14 protein-coding genes are annotated in these 15,552 nt (G+C 46.7%); 8 read left to right on the forward strand and 6 right to left on the reverse strand.

The genetic code is table 11. From position 1 onward, the window contains the following. Positions 1–70: 70 nt before the first annotated feature. Positions 71–1,357, forward strand: a complete 1,287-nt coding sequence (dcm, locus tag IQ263_RS06555) for a DNA (cytosine-5-)-methyltransferase (RefSeq protein ID WP_194066716.1) — start codon at positions 71–73, stop codon at positions 1,355–1,357. 343 nt (positions 1,358–1,700) lie between these two features. Here the strand turns inward: dcm and IQ263_RS06560 are convergent, their stop codons facing one another. From IQ263_RS06560 to IQ263_RS06580, 5 genes are all read right to left on the reverse strand, one after another. After that, entirely contained in the window at positions 1,701–4,511 is a 2,811-nt protein-coding gene (locus IQ263_RS06560) for a PAS domain S-box protein (protein ID WP_194066717.1), read from the reverse strand. Positions 4,512–5,614: 1,103 nt separating this feature from the next. After that, a complete protein-coding gene (locus tag IQ263_RS06565; RefSeq protein ID WP_194066718.1) occupies positions 5,615–5,962 on the reverse strand; it encodes a hypothetical protein in 348 nt (115 codons plus the stop codon). 15 nt (positions 5,963–5,977) lie between these two features. Next, the gene (locus tag IQ263_RS06570; protein ID WP_194066719.1) at positions 5,978–6,487 is read right to left on the reverse strand and encodes a hypothetical protein; all 510 of its coding nucleotides are present in this window, start codon (positions 6,485–6,487) and stop codon (positions 5,978–5,980) included. Positions 6,488–6,518: 31 nt separating this feature from the next. Continuing rightward, a complete protein-coding gene (locus IQ263_RS06575) occupies positions 6,519–6,743 on the reverse strand; it encodes a hypothetical protein (protein ID WP_194066720.1) in 225 nt (74 codons plus the stop codon). A gap of 45 nt (positions 6,744–6,788) precedes the next feature. After that, a complete protein-coding gene (locus IQ263_RS06580) occupies positions 6,789–6,983 on the reverse strand; it encodes a hypothetical protein (protein WP_194066721.1) in 195 nt (64 codons plus the stop codon). 350 nt (positions 6,984–7,333) lie between these two features. Here IQ263_RS06580 and IQ263_RS06585 point away from each other — a divergent pair, with 350 nt between their 5' ends. The 7 genes from IQ263_RS06585 to argH all read left to right on the forward strand — a co-directional run bounded on the left by IQ263_RS06585 (position 7,334) and on the right by argH (position 15,031). Then, positions 7,334–7,507, forward strand: a complete 174-nt coding sequence (locus IQ263_RS06585) for a hypothetical protein (protein ID WP_194066722.1) — start codon at positions 7,334–7,336, stop codon at positions 7,505–7,507. 264 nt (positions 7,508–7,771) lie between these two features. After that, the gene (locus IQ263_RS06590; RefSeq protein WP_194066723.1) at positions 7,772–8,497 is read left to right on the forward strand and encodes a DUF502 domain-containing protein; all 726 of its coding nucleotides are present in this window, start codon (positions 7,772–7,774) and stop codon (positions 8,495–8,497) included. Between the two features lie 265 nt (positions 8,498–8,762). Then, the gene (gene nusB, locus IQ263_RS06595) at positions 8,763–9,395 is read left to right on the forward strand and encodes a transcription antitermination factor NusB (RefSeq protein WP_194066724.1); all 633 of its coding nucleotides are present in this window, start codon (positions 8,763–8,765) and stop codon (positions 9,393–9,395) included. A 116-nt stretch (positions 9,396–9,511) separates the two neighbouring features. Beyond that, positions 9,512–11,230 (forward strand): signal recognition particle-docking protein FtsY, encoded by a 1,719-nt coding sequence (gene ftsY / locus IQ263_RS06600; protein WP_194066725.1) that lies wholly within the window; start codon positions 9,512–9,514, stop codon positions 11,228–11,230. Between the two features lie 274 nt (positions 11,231–11,504). Further along, a complete protein-coding gene (locus IQ263_RS06605) occupies positions 11,505–12,992 on the forward strand; it encodes a PP2C family protein-serine/threonine phosphatase (protein ID WP_194066726.1) in 1,488 nt (495 codons plus the stop codon). Then, positions 12,982–13,218, forward strand: a complete 237-nt coding sequence (locus tag IQ263_RS06610; protein ID WP_194066727.1) for a hypothetical protein — start codon at positions 12,982–12,984, stop codon at positions 13,216–13,218. The genes IQ263_RS06605 and IQ263_RS06610 overlap by 11 nt, the downstream gene beginning before the upstream one ends. A gap of 427 nt (positions 13,219–13,645) precedes the next feature. Next, a complete protein-coding gene (gene argH, locus IQ263_RS06615; RefSeq protein ID WP_194066728.1) occupies positions 13,646–15,031 on the forward strand; it encodes an argininosuccinate lyase in 1,386 nt (461 codons plus the stop codon). Positions 15,032–15,131: 100 nt separating this feature from the next. On the opposite strand, the gene IQ263_RS06620 is transcribed toward argH, so the two are convergent. Then, the gene (locus tag IQ263_RS06620; RefSeq protein ID WP_194066729.1) at positions 15,132–15,323 is read right to left on the reverse strand and encodes a hypothetical protein; all 192 of its coding nucleotides are present in this window, start codon (positions 15,321–15,323) and stop codon (positions 15,132–15,134) included. Between the last annotated feature and the right edge of the window lie 229 nt (positions 15,324–15,552).

Here is a 15,552-nt window from a genome sequence, read left to right on the forward strand (position 1 = left end):
CTATGAAAGAGGGTCTAAATCCTGTTAATAATGCTGCAAGATATCCATCTAAATCAGCAATTTTTATGCTATGAAAACCATCCATTTTATCGACCTATTCTCAGGAATAGGCGGCATGAGATTAGGTTTCGAGTCAGCCGCTGATTCCTTGAATCAAAAAACAGAATGCCTCTTAAGCAGCGAAATTAATCCCGAAGCTCAATTCGTTTACCGCAAAAACTTTGCCGACACACCTTTAGGCGATATCCGACTAATTGACCAACTACCAAAACACGATATTTTATTAGCAGGATTCCCCTGTCAGTCTTTCTCCGCTGCTGGCAAAAAAGCAGGTTTTGGCGATACCAGAGGAACCTTATTTTTTGAAATAATGAGGCTGATTGATACCGCTAAACCTCAAGCATTTATTTTCGAGAACGTGCGAGGACTTGTCAGCCACGACGGCGGCAGAACCCTCGAAACAATTAAACAGGAAATTACCAGTAGAGGTTACAGCTTCGATTGCTTTTTGCTCAACAGTTCTAACTTTAGCTTACCTCAGAACCGCGTCCGAGTTTACCTAGTCGGAATTTTAAATGCTTCGCCCCAATTTGACTTAGTTTCCGACTTAGGGCCAAAAGATTCCCATTCCTGTAACCACCAACAGCTATCGTTATTTTCCCCCTTAAGTAAACCTGTCACAGTGGCAGATATTTTGGAAGACAATCCAGACCCAAAATATGATTGTTCGCCCGATTTTGTCAAGGCATTAAAACAAATTGTTAACAATGATTTAAGTCGCTTGCACGGAATGCGGTTAATTGACTATCGCGGCGGCAATTCGATTCATTCTTGGGAACTTGGTTTGCGAGGAAAATGCAGTTTAGATGAAATTGAGTTGATGAATCTTTTTATATTAAAAAGGCGAAATAAAAAATTTGGCTGTCACCAAGATGGTAAGCTTTTAAGTAAAGAGCAAATCGCTACTTTTTTTGCTCGTCCCAATCTTGATGAAATTCTGGATTTGCTGGTTGCTAAAAAGTACCTACAGCGGAAAAATGATTTGTACAAGCCTGTGTCGGGTAATTTTTCTTTTGAAGTGTATAAATTTCTCGATCCGCAGAAGATTTCTGTAACGCTTGTTGCTAGCGATGCTAATAAATTAGGTGTTTATCACAACCACAGAGTCCGCCGAATTACTCCCCGCGAGGCGGCGCGTTTACAAGGTTTTTCTGATGGTTTTGTGCTGCATCCCAAGGATGATAAGGCTTACTATCAATTAGGTAATAGTGTGAGTATTAATGTGGTCAAGGCTGTGGCGAAAGAGGTTATGCAGAATGTTTTGTCTTCTATTAAATACAAAGTTAGGGTTTTTTGAATTGTCAAGGGTGGGCAAATTATATTGAGTGGGCACTACGATTTTTTTGGGGAAAGCATATGCAAGTCCGCACTACGAACCTTTTTTGTTATGCCGATCGCACGCACATGATTTGATATAAATTCCGGTTGCACTCCTCATGATGTTAAGTGTTAACAGTCAACAGTCAACAGTCAACAGTCAACAGTCAACAGTGAATTTACTATGCCGATCGCACATGATTTGATATTGTTTCCGATATTATTCACACTCCTCTCTCCCGAAGCCCAGGGGTAAAGAGAGGTTCTTCCTGGTAACGAGAAAAATCTCAAATCTCAAATCGACTGGCGCGATCGACAATTCGTCATCGCCCAGCCAAACTTGCTACCACCGCCACTAATTCCGCAGGATCGAGAGGCTTGGACAGGTGAAGTTGAAAACCCTGCCGCAGCGCCCGCACCCGTTCCTCTACCCTACCTGTCGCCGTCAGCGCCACCGCTGGAATTTCCTTGTTCCCCGATCGCGATCGCACTTGCTGCAGCAGAGCCTCTCCATCTTCCCCCGGAATCCCCAGTTCGATCGCCAAAACATCTGGATTCAGGCAGAAAATCACCTCTAAGGCTTCCATGACCGAGGTCGCGGTCTCCACCAAGGCTCCGCAATCTTCGAGCACTGTACGGGCAAAATCCAGGGAATCCCGGTCGCGATCGATCGCCAAAACTCGCACTCCCGAAAGGTTGCTGCTCACAAAAGACTCCATCGGGTGCGATCGCGCCGGGGTTTCTCGAACCGCCAACTCCCCAAGCGCTACCACAGAAACTCCGCCGTCGCTATGAGACTGTTTAATTGGCAATCTCACCAAAAACTTCGCTCCTTGTCCCGCACCGGCCGATTCGGCTTGCACTGTTCCCCCGTGCATTTCGACAAAATGGCGCACCAGAGCCAAACCCAAACCCAATCCGTTGTAAGGTCGCGCTGTAGAGCTGTCAGCTTGGCTAAAGCGATCGAAAACATAGGGCAAAAACTCCCTCGCAATCCCTTCTCCCGTGTCGCTGACCTCAATTTCGACGCTAGGATGCGACACATTTTTACTCGCAGTTAATTGCGCTTGTCCATCAGTGCTCTCCACTTTGTGCAGCGCCACCGTTACCTGTCCGCCGTCAGGAGTAAACTTAATCGCATTTGACAGCAAATTCCACGCCACCTGCTGCAAGCGGCCGGAATCGCCAAAAATCCGCCCCGCTGTTTCGTCGAAATCCGTTACGAATTGAATATTTTTTGCCCTCCAAGCGGGGGCGAGAGCTTCGATCGCAGCCTCAACAGTCGAAATCAAATCCATCCACCGCAAATTCAAGAACAGTTTGCCGGTAATAATCTCCGACACGTCCAACAAATCCTCGATCAGAGTTGAGAGCGATCGCGTATTGCGGTCGATCGTTGAGAGAGCTCTAACCGTCGTTTTTTCGTCAAACTTGCGGTTTTGCAACAGTTGCGTCCATCCCAGCATCGCATTCAGCGGTGTCCGCAATTCGTGGGACAAAGTTCCCAGAAACTCGTCTTTCATCCGGTTGGCTCGCGCCAATTCCTCGGCTCGATCGTGCAGTGCTTTTTCTAACTCCTTGCGATCCGTCAAATCGAGAACAAAAGCCACAAATTGTTGTCGCTTTTCCCCCAACAAAATATATCCCAAAAACACAGAAATCCTGCTACCATCGGGCCGAATGTATTCCTTTTCGTAGGGAGTGCAAACGCCATTTGTTTTTGCCTCTGCAATGCTGCGATCGTCCAGCGGTAGGTGTTCCGGCGGTGTAAGGTCTTTACAGCGGAGTTCCCCGCGCTCCAACTGTTCCCGCCGGTAGCCCACTATCCGCAAAAATTCGTCGTTAGCGTCGCTGATGCCATCGTCAAGATCGCCGAAGACAATTCCTATCAAGTTAGATTCTGCCAACATTTTCAGCTTTTCTTCGCTAGCTTTGAGTGCAGATTCTGCTTGCTTGCGATCGCTCACGTCTTCGATGTAAGCCGACAAACCAGAACAGGCAGGATAAAAACGCACCTTCAACCACTTATTCAATAAAGGCACGAATTCTTCATACTCTACTGTTACCCGATCTGCTAATGCTTTGGCTGCCATTTTGTAAAATGATAATTCCACAGCATTGGGAAATAAATCCAGAAGATTTTTACCGAGGAGTTCGGCTTGTGATTTGCCTAAAAGTTCGAGAGCTTTGTGGTTGAGATAAGTGTAGTTCCAATTTAAATCGAAGGCGACAAAAGCATCGGTAATGCTTTCGAGAATGTTAGTAATTCGAGCGTTGGCCGATAGCAGGACATGAGCTGTTTCTTCTGCTTCTTTGCGAGCTGCTTGTTCGTTTTTCAAAGCGGCAGTGCGTTCTTGTTCTGCTAATTTGCGATCGCTAATATCGATGCAAGAACCGATGTAACCTGCAAAAGTGCGATCGAGTCTGTACCGGGGTACGCCCGTACCCAAAACCCAGCGGTATTCCCCGTCATAGCGCCTCATGCGACATTCGAGCCGGTACTCGCGGCGGGCCTCGAAGGCTCTGTTGCAAAGATCCCGACATTTTGGCAAGTCATCGGGGTGCAAGCTTTCCATCCAACCGCTGCCCATTTCTTCCGCCAAAGTTTTACCGGTAAAATCCAACCAAACTTTGTTAAAATAATCGCCAAGGTTGTCAGAGTCCAACATCCAAATCATCACCGGCGCAGTATCTGCCATCATCCGAAATCTCGCTTCGCTCTCGATCCGCTGCGCTTGAGCTGCTTTGCGATCGAGCCGCTCTTTCACTTCTCGCATCGCGCGATCGATCGACGGCACCAAGCGCGTCAAACTGCGTTTAAGAACGTAATCTGTAGCGCCGCTTTTCAAAGTTTCGATCGCCACTTCCTCGCCCAAGGTAGCCGACACAAAAATAAACGGCACTTCGGGACAAGTAGCGTTCGCCATGGAGAGCGCCCCTAATCCGTTAAAACCAGGCAGCATATAATCTGCCAAAATAATATCAAAACATTGTTTGTCTAGTGCCGCAGCAAAGTCTTCCCGAGTGTCTACGCACCGCAGAGAAAACTTGAGACCGCCTTCAACTAGATAAGCCTCAATCAGTTCGGCATCTAGGGCACTGTCTTCTATTAAGAGGATATTTAGCGTTTTCACAACAATTCCTTAATATCTTTTACTTAAAGTTTTAATCAAAATTCTTTGAATACTTCCATTATTCACTCAATTTCGATGGTCGCTCTAAAAAAAAAATAAAAAATTGCTCCGCTTTCTAGTTGAACCTCTGCCCCTGTTGGTTAGTTGATCCCGATTTCTCATATATAGTCCTGGACGCACTCTTTTTTGCTCGTTACCAGGAAGAGCCTGGTAATGCAGGTGCGGAGCCTCTGCCTCCTTTGTCTGGTAATGCAGGTGCGGAGGAAGAGCCTCCTTTTACCTTGGCACTTATCAAAAAATTGGATTGAAAACCCCGTCCTTTTAGGACGGCTTTAAGTTAAGATGTAGATGGTCACTGACCCGCCCGGATTTGAGATACTCCAAAATAAACAGCAAGGTTGAGAGTCCTGCCAGAGTTGCGATCAGAAATAGGGGAAGCAAGAGGGCAACGGCAAAGTCCGACCTTTGAGGCAACTACAAGTTTTTGGGCTTGTGCGAGCAAAACGAAAAGTCGCCTAGCGGGCATTGGGAGACTCTAAACGGACGTGGAGCAAAGGTCAAACTACTTCGGTAGCGCATTGCAGTGAAGCGTCAAGGAATCCTCGCTCATTTAGGACGAGGAGGTATGTCAAAGGATAGGACTGCAGGAGATGTTTAATACCATTTTTCTAAAGATGTGCTACGGATGAAGTCTTAGCCCCCCCTTAATAAGGGGGGGTTGGGGGGTAATATCTAGCGCTACTTTATGAAATTGGTATAAGTTATTAAATTTTCCTTCCCAAAAATATAGTCCGGGGACGCACTATTTGCCCAGAAACCGAGTTTTATCGACGAAAATACTGCATCTATAGCCTTTCTGTGCTCTGGTATGAGATACTATCCGGCATAGGGCTCCGTGGGCATAGGGCATAGGGCTTAGGGCATACCTCACTTTTTGAGAACCGCTATAGACCTTGAATCGCCATAAAAACCCGATTTCTGTGGTCTTAATGCGATCGCGAACTCCTACAGATCTATGGCACAAATCATATCATGGGCGATCGCTCTTAGAAACCGCTCCTTCAAGGCTCATTCAACCCTGATAGGAAAGCGACTTTTACAGGTTAGGCGATCGACACAATACTAGCTCGATCGTAAGGCAATCGGTTAGTCGGCAAAACCTCCAGATTAATTTCCACTGAATTCAAAGCCGGATTTTCTGCCAGCACTTTTTGCGTCAAATTCTTATTCACAATTTCCCAGAAATCCGTTTCGTTTGGATAAGCACTCAAGAAATTGTCAATAGCTTTGTAAATCGGCACAAAATCAGGATATTCACCCTGGGTAATTCCTGGTTTATACTGATACTTGACATCAATATTTAGATTATTCAAACCCTGATGTTCGATCGCATAATCAAGAATCTGGAAATCCCACCTTTCTCCTAATTTGCCATCGGCTGTCCGAGTCACAGTGCTGCTGCGCTCCTAAGGCAATTTTTCCGTCGGTAAAACATCCAAATCAACCGTCACAGACGCAATTGTCTGATTTTCTGCCAGCACTTTTTCCGTCAGGTTTTTGTTCATTATTTCCCAAAAATCTGTTTCGTTTGGGTAATTAACTAAAAAATTGTCAATGCTCTTGTAAATCGGCAAAAAATCAGGATATTTAGAGTTTTGAATCCCATCTTTGTACTTGTAATTTACATCAATATTCAGGTTGTTTAACCCTTGATGTTCGATTGGGTAATTTGCCAGTGAAAAATTCCACTTTTGACCTAATTGAGCATCCGATGGAAAGAAAGCAATTCCCACTGGACGCTCTAACTTGCTGTCGGGAGGAACAAAAATAGAATTGTTACTCAACAAAGTATTGCTCGATATTGGCAGCGGTTCGTCAGTCTTGCCACTGTAGCGCAAAACAGCACCCGCACCGTTAGCGCTGGCGCGGTTGTCAAAGCCCACAACGAACAAATTGCCGATCGGCGAAAATGCCAAACCACCTACATAATTGCTACTGGGCGAAGTATCAGTATAATTCGTAGGTAACGCAGCACCTGACTGGGTAAATTTGCGCTAAAATCGGCTTCACCTTACGAGCAACACTCCCCTGCGTTGTCACGTACAAATAGCCGTCAGGAGCAAACAGTAAACCGTTCGGCCCGTTCAATCCTCCTGCTTGCTGGTTTCCCGCAGCAAATACATCAATGAACTGTCCAGTTTTGCCGTTATATCGGAGAATTTGGTCAGTCAAAAAACTACTGACATAAAAATTTCCGTCAGGGCCAAAAGCTAAACCTTAAGGGCGAGACAGGCCGCCAGTTTCATCAGTTGCTGTATTCGGATTTTCAGCGACAAACCTGTCAATATATTCGCCAGTAACTCCGTTATACCGCAATACGGCAGATGCTGTCGGTTCTCCCGAATTCCCTGGTTTGTCACCGCTAGAAATGTAAATGTCCGCCAAATAAGTCGGGTATTTTGGTTGAAACACCCGCAATATTTCCTTGAATAGGGTTTTATTCCAACAGTTCTGTTGTCTGCCACATAAGCTATTTATTTTTGAGCTGATTTTCGCGATCGGATATGAATTTGACTATACCAGTCTTGGACGCATCACAATCAGATTTTAGATTTAGGGATTTAGGGATTTAGGGATTTAGGGATTGAGGGATCTATCGATATTCCGTAACAATTTAACGGACTCGCATTCCACACTACGAATCTCTTTTATTATGGTAATTCAATAGTCAAATGGTTTAATAAGTATCTAGAATTTTAGAAATAATTTGACGTAATATCTGCTACATTGGTCGATCGCACTTCTGTCAATTTCTCAAAAAAATGATTGTGCGATGGGAGGGAGCGCGATCGCAGTACAATTACCAACTGTCTTGGTTTAGCCAGCCCCATCCTCAAAATTCAACTGTTCTCCCAGCAGCCCAACAGCCTTCTAGGGGAAACGTCCCGATGGGATCGGCCTCAACTCTAAGAGCTAATTTGTTAAGTCCTAGCTAAATTGTCTTAAAATATACAAAGGAGTAAAGTGTTTCCCAAGTCACGTAGTATATTAAAGACAGGCAGTAATTTGCAAGAATTCTTGACAATATAAGTACAGCACAACCGCAGTTACCACCTCCTAACTCTTTCCATATCCAAGGGCGCGGCAAGGTGGGATAGAAGACAATAAAAATGCCGACTTTCACTAAAGCCCGTGCAGTTGCTTTACTCTCAGGTTTGTTCACGTTATTTGCAGCCAGTTACGAGGAGAGTTGACCACCAGTGCTCCAACGCATCAAACAAGACTTAAAAAACGACCTGATCGCAGGTCTGCTGGTAGTGATACCCTTAGCTACCACCATCTGGCTGACAATTACCGTCGCCAGTTGGGTCATCAATTTTCTTACCAAAATTCCCAAGCAGATCAACCCTTTTGACGGACTCAACCCGATTTGGGTCAATCTGCTGAATTTTTTAGTAGGGCTGGCTGTACCCCTGCTGAGCATTTTACTCATCGGTTTAATGGCCCGCAACATCTTCGGGAAGTGGCTGCTAGACTTTGGCGAACGCCTGTTGCAGGCAATTCCCCTAGCGGGTTCGGTTTACAAAACCCTCAAACAACTGCTGGGAACTATTCTTAACTCAAATGACAAATTTCGCCGGGTGGTGTTGATAGAGTATCCCCGGCGGGGAATCTGGACTTTGGCGTTTGTGACGGGTACGATCGACAGTAACGATATTAAGTCTCATTTGTCCGGCGAAACTCCGATCGGCATTTTCATCCCCACCACGCCAAACCCCACCACCGGATGGTACGCTATAGTCCCGGAAACCGATCTAGTGAATTTGTCAATGTCGATCGAAGATGCCTTTAAACTGATCATCTCCGGCGGCATCGTCAACCCCAGCAACTCGCTTACCGTCAGCCCCGACAACCCCCCCGGAAAAACACTCGAACCGTTAATATCCGAATCAAGATACCAGCCTGTACCAGTCGAAGAAGATTGAAACCAGGTTCAGAAAAACGTAATTTCAATCGCCCTTGTCTTCAACCCCCACAGCAGGTAGGTGCAAGTTTGACTTTCTGGCGGTTGAAACCGTCCAGTATTTTTAATAACAGATTCTATATTGTCCAAAACCAGCCCAACAACAATCATGACCGAGGGCGGGTTTTTTGCGGGTTTTTCTGCTAAAGTCCAAGGCTAGGGTCTCAACCAACACCTAGCAATCTCAACAATTCTTAAATTCCTATCCCAATTTCTATCTAAAAAATATGAAAAAATCCCGCGAAACAGCACGCGAACTCGCACTCCTCGGCATCAGCCAACTACCGTCAAATCCAGAACTCTTAGAAGCGAAGAAACTGGAAGATGTTGTCCTCGCCGCCATCCGCACCCTGACAGCAGAAGTTCAAGAATCCTTAGAAGCAGCAGCCTCGGAAGTGCAGCGGAGTAGTGACAAACTGCTTGCTAGCGAAATCCGCGCCGGCGATATACAAAGTGCTAGAGTAATGGTGCGCGAAGCTGTGGAACTTACGCAAACCGCCATCAACCGTCTCGGTTCCGCAATGGAGTTTCCAGAAATGCTCCAGCTTGCTAACCAGCAAGATGTCCGCACCTATGCTTTGCAAATCCTGACGAAAGTTAGCGCCAACCGCTCTCAAATTGACGAATTGCTCTCGGAATCCCTCGTGGATTGGCAAATAGATCGGTTGCCCAGGATCGATCGAGATATCATGAGAATTGCGATCGCCGAAATCCTCTATCTCGGCTTAGCCGAACAAGTCGGCGTCAGCGAAGCAGTCCAACTAGCAAAACGTTACAGCGGCGACGAAGGACATCGCTTCATCAACGGAGTCCTCCGCCGAGTAGTCGATAAAATTAACGCAGAAGTTGTCACTCAATAGTCAACAGCCTGCAGTCATTAGTCATCAGTCATTGGTCATTAGTGATTGGCAATCCGCAATCCGCTCTACACTAAGGACTGATGACTAATGGCTAATAACTATATTCCCAATTTCCTATGGTTTTTAATTGGTTTCGTCGCCAGTACAGCGAAAGCGGATCTTCTGAAAAAGAAACTCCCCCCCAGCCAACCCAAGATGAGTCGGCAACTTCGGCACCCGCCGGGTCTCCAACAGATGCAGCAACCGACCAAAGTTCACCCGCGGCAGCCGAAGATTATCTCAATTGGGCGAAAGCTGCTTACAAAAATATTCAAAAACAGCAAAAACCTGAAACAGAAGTAGCCGAGACAGAAGTTGCCGAAGTTGCAGAAGTTGCAGAAGTTGCCGAAGTTGCAGAAGTTGCAGAAGTTGCCGAAGTTGAACCAGCAGAAACTGTTGCAGAAGTTCCAGAAGTTGCACCAGAAGCGATTGTTGAAGCAACCGATGCAGCACAAAATGCAGGATTTGCCGACACAGATCCACAAATCGCTGGGGCGATCGACCTTGCACCCGTTGCTCCACAATTAGAAGTTACAGCAGAAAATATAGAAATTGCCCAACCTGCAACTGCAACCTCAGTTGTAGAAGAAACCGAGTCGATCGCATCTGAGGCGCAAGCCGACGAATCTCTGCCGTTTTGGGCCAGAGCTCAAGCCGAGCGCATGGATCGCATCGAACGCCTCAAAGAAACCGCCATTGAAGAACCAGAAGTAATTGCAGCCTCCGCCGAAAGAGCCGCAATTATCGAAGAAATTCCCGGTTTCGACTTTGACGAAGGCTTTTTATGGTCATCAGAAATCCTCGCCAGTCAGGGCCGCCGGCCAGATCAAGTATCCGTCGAAGAAATCAGTTGGCTGCAAAAACTGCGGAAAGGCTTAGAAAGAACCCGCCGCAGCTTAATTAATCGACTAAAGGCGATCGTCGGTCAAGGCCCGCTCAACCAAGACGCAGTAGCCGAAATTGAGACTTTGCTCCTACAAGCCGATGTCGGAGTCGCAGCCACCGACATCATTATCAGCCGTCTGCAAGAAAGACTCAAACAAGAAGCTTTACCGCCAGAACAAGCTCTAGCCTTCCTCAAAACCATCCTGCGCGACATTCTAGACGCTCCGACAGCCGAAACCGCCGCCGGCAATCCCGCCTACAGCCTGACTTTTGCCCCAGAAAAAGACACCTTTAACATCTGGTTAATTGTCGGAGTCAACGGTGCGGGTAAAACTACAACGATCGGCAAACTCGCCCACATCGCCCAAAAATCCGGCTACAACACCCTAATAGCCGCCGCCGACACCTTCCGCGCCGCCGCCGTAGAACAAGTCAAAGTTTGGGGAGCCCGCAGCGGTGTCGAAATTATTGCCAACCCAGGCAAAAATACCGATCCCGCAGCAGTCGTGTTTGATGCGATCGCCGCCGCCAACGCCAGAAACACAGAACTGCTGATCGTAGACACCGCAGGCCGCCTGCAAAACAAAAAAAATCTCATGGACGAACTCAGTAAAATCCGTCGCATAGTAGATAAAAAAGCCCCCGGCGCTACCGTAGAATCTCTACTGGTCTTGGATGCCACATTAGGTCAAAATGGTTTGCGACAGGCAGAAGTATTCGCAGAATCTGCAAAATTAAGCGGAGTAGTATTGACAAAACTCGACGGTTCTGCTAAAGGTGGTGTTGCCCTAGCAGTAGTGCAGCAGCTCGGTCTGCCCATCCGCTTTATTGGAGTCGGGGAAAGCATCGAAGATTTGCGGCCGTTTTCTAGTTACGAATTTGTCGAAGCCCTACTGGATTTTAGATTTTAGATTTTAGATTGATGAGGTATCTGCCGCGGGCCCGATTTTTGGAGGCCCGGACAGAACTTCAAAGTCTCAAATTCTTAAGCTCAAACTAGCATCCCACCAAACTACTAAAGAAAAAAAACCGGGTTTCTGCTCGCTGGCGTGCAATATCGTTTCCAGTTGTATCGGTATTGTTCCAAAACTCAACACTCAACAATCACGCTTCGGTGCAACTGGACTCTTCTCTCAGTCCTCAATCAATCAAGTTCCTTTTAAGATCGAAAATCACAAATTTAAAATGACTGCTGTGCCTTTGCCTCGTCCCTCACCTCAACCTGCTGACCGCCCGACGGGTCGCAATTCCACCGACGCGACGCCAGTATTTGCCCTCAAAGAACTGGTGGGCCGCTTGCACCGATACCAGCACAACGTTCAAGATATGTTGGGCTCCCTGGGATTTGCCCTCCGCAGTTTTAACAATCTCAATCAATTTTTGGAGTTAGTACCTTTGGTGGCGACTCGCGTTACCGATGCCGACGGGGGAGCTTTAGTGCTGTTCAAACCCAACGGTCAAGTCAGGTTTCAGCAGTTGCACTGTCAGGAAGGACGGCAGTGCCAAGATTTGCAAAAAGCGCTGGAAATGGCCACCAGACAAGCTACAGCAGTTGCTGCCCCGGCTGGTGAATCTGCTTCCTCAATCTCAGGGCAAACTTCTAGTCTAGACCTGCAAGTAAGTCGTTATTTGGGCCCGGATGTTCAATTGTTTGGAACGCCAATTTTAGTCAAAAATTTAGAACGCGGACGGCTTTATGTTTTTAGCAGTGACCCTCAATATTTGTGGACTTCCAGCAGACAGAAATTAGTTCGGTTGGTGGCGGATCAAACCGCAGTGGCAGTCTACAAAGATGAACTTACTGTTAAGTTAGCTGAAAAAGAACGCTTAGATAGAGAGTTAGAAATCGGGGCGGAAATTCAATTGCGGCTGCAACCCCGCAGTTGTCCGAAAATTCCCGGTCTTGAGGTGGCCGCCCGCTGCCAAACCGCTAGCAGAGTCGGTGGAGATTATTATGATTTTATTCCCGCTGACTATGACCCGATCGGCAAGGAAAATGAGGGGGAACCCCCCCCATCCCTGATTCAAAATCTTAAGTCCAAAATCGACAAGGGCCGCTGGAGCATCGTCATCGGCGACGTGATGGGCAAGGGAGTGCCGGCGGGACTCTTGATGACGATGACTCGGGGTATGCTGCGGGCCGAGGTTTTGAACCGCCACTCGCCTGCGAGAATTTTGCAACATTTAAACCGGGTAATGCACGCGGATTTGGAAAATTCCCACCGTTTTGTTACTCTGTTTTATTCGGAGTATGACCCGAAAACTCGCGTTTTGTCTTACAGCAATGCTGCTCACCACCCACCTTTGCTGTGGCAAGCTGCAACTAATACGATTCTGGGACTCGATACTTTGGAGGGTATGTTAATTGGTCTCGATCCAGATTCGCACTACCAAGAAGCTCAGGTGCAATTGCAGCCGGGAGATACTATTATTTATTACACTGACGGTTTTACCGATGCTGCTAATCAAAGAGGCGATCGGTTTGATGAGGATAATTTGACTGCGGCTTTTCAGTGGGCTTGTCAAAATTATCAGCAGTCTGAGGAAATTTTGGATTATTTGTTCGATCGAGTTCAGCAGTTTATCGGTATTGGCAATCGCAACGAAGATGACATGACACTGGTTGTACTTAGAGTAACACCTTTAACAGGAGAAAATCAACATGATAGTTAATTTAATGCCGGAAATTATTGCTGGATTGACCGGCTCGATTCATTGGCATGATGCGGTTGATTTGTTAGTTGTAAAATCTCATTTGAATACGGTGATTTTGGGCCAAAGCTACGAGATTTTTACTAATTTCCAGAAAGCTTGGAATCATTTTGTTTCGACTGGTCAAATAGGAGCTTTTTTTATAGGTATATTTGTTGGCTGGTTCGTTAAGGGCATTTTTCCTTAGAGCTTTTGTGGGACTTGGGGCATTAGGAAAAGATTTGATATCAATTCCGGTTGTACTGTCATGTGATTGTTGACTGTTGACTGTTGACTGTTAAGAGGGCGGGCCCGCACCATCCACCGCCCCTACGGACTGTTGACTCGATTTTATTATTCCGATGCAACCGGAAAAGATTTGAAAAGTTAGCAGGCAGGATTTCATTTTTTTGTGATGCAGTATAATTTTAATAATTTTGTAGTCAGGAATTCAGTTTTTTAGTGTCAATACAGGTATAAAAAGTTTGCAGTCGGGATTAAAGTCTTTTTTTGCCGAATTAGGGAAGCAGGATTTTAGTTTGATGCTGCAAATCGGCAGACTTGCATTTCGATGCCCAGAACCGGTTTTTTAAAGACTTCTGCAACAGACATATAATCTAGTTTTACCTTCAGTAATGACAGCACAACAAAAAACTTGGAGTCAAAGATTTGAATCAGCGCTGCACCCAGCGATCGCCCGATTCAATGCTAGTATTGGCTTCGACATTGAACTGATTGAGTACGATTTGACTGGTTCTGTCGCTCATGCTAAAATGCTCGCCAAAACGGGGATTATTTCTGCAGCAGAAGGCGAACAGTTAGTCAATGGTTTGGAGCAAATTCGCCGCGAATACCGCGAAGGTCTTTTTGTTCCGGGAGTTGATGCAGAAGACGTTCACTTTGCGGTAGAAAAGCGACTGACGGATATTGTGGGGGATGCGGGCAAAAAGCTGCACACAGCTCGATCGCGCAACGACCAAGCAGGTACTGATACTCGTTTGTATTTGCGCGATCGCATCGCCGAAATTCGCCAGCAATTGCGGGAATTTCAAGGGGTTTTACTCGATATTGCCGAGCTTAACGTCGAAACTTTAATCCCCGGTTACACGCACTTGCAGCGCGCTCAGCCAATCAGTTTGGCTCATTACTTGTTAGCTTATTTTGAAATGTCCGATCGCGATTGGGAACGTCTCGGCGATGTCTCCAAGCGGGTGAATGTTTCGCCTTTGGGTTGCGGTGCGCTGGCGGGGACGACTTTCCCAATCGACCGAGATTATACGGCAGAACTCTTGCATTTTGACAAGGTTTATGCTAACAGCTTAGATGGAGTGAGCGATCGAGATTTTGCGATCGAATTTCTCGCAGCCTGCAGCTTGATTTTGGTACACTTGAGCCGCCTGTCAGAAGAAATGATTTTGTGGTCTTCTCACGAATTTGGATTTATTACGCTCAAAGATAGCTGCGCTACGGGTTCTAGCATCATGCCCCAGAAAAAAAATCCCGACGTGCCAGAGTTGGTGCGGGGCAAAGCGGGACGGGTGTTTGGTAACTTGCAAGCCTTGTTGGTAGTAGTGAAGGGACTTCCTTTGGCCTACAACAAAGATTTGCAAGAAGATAAAGAAGCTTTGTTTGATACCGTGAAAACGGTACAGGCTTGCTTGGAAGCAATGACGATTTTGCTCAGGGAAGGAATCGCGTTTAACAAATCGCGCCTCGCCGCGGCTGTTACCGAAGACTTTTCTAACGCTACAGACGTCGCAGACTACTTGGCCGCTAAAGGCGTTCCCTTCCGGGAAGCTTACAACCTCGTCGGGAAAGTCGTCAAAACTTGCCTTTCGGGGGGCAAACTCCTCAAAGATTTGACACTTGAGGAGTGGAAAGACTTGCACCCAGCTTTTGATACAGACATTTACAGCGCGATCGCGCCTCAGCAAGTGGTGGCGGCTCGCAATAGTTATGGAGGTACCGGGTTTGAACAAGTGAGAAAATCACTTATCGCTGCGCGCGATCGGCTCGCCTAAACATCGTTAAATTCTCGGACAAATTCCGGCTGGCTATCTCTCCGAAAGAACGATCGTGTTTTCCACTCTGGTTCTAAATTGGGCAGATAGCCTGACTCTATTACTCTTCAGCAGCAGCCATATCCTTGTCCCGTCCGCCGCCGCTCATGGCGCCCATCCCGCCGCCGTTGCCGCCGTCAAATCGCCTTCTCTTGTTGGAGAACATATCTTGATTTCTCCGCTTGCGAAATTTGCGAGCGTATGCTTGATTTCGTTGTGCCTTCTCTTTCTTGAGATTGCGGCGCTTAGCCATTATGACCTCACTAATAAACATTGACACTCCCCGCGCCCGAAAGCCCGGGAATTCTTAAGATTGATACTCTGTGCACTCAGGCGTGACTGAGATTCTTGCTTGGGCGAAGTCACTTGCTTCTGACAGGATTTCTCCCGCTAAAGCAGACGTGTCTTCTCCCGAAGCGTAAATTCCGGTATACTATACCGTACTCGATCGGTTCTGTTTCTGTAGCTAGGTTTTCTTCAAA

Origin of the sequence: Tychonema sp. LEGE 06208 (assembly GCF_015207505.1) — a bacterium.
GTDB lineage: Bacteria > Cyanobacteriota > Cyanobacteriia > Cyanobacteriales > Microcoleaceae > Microcoleus.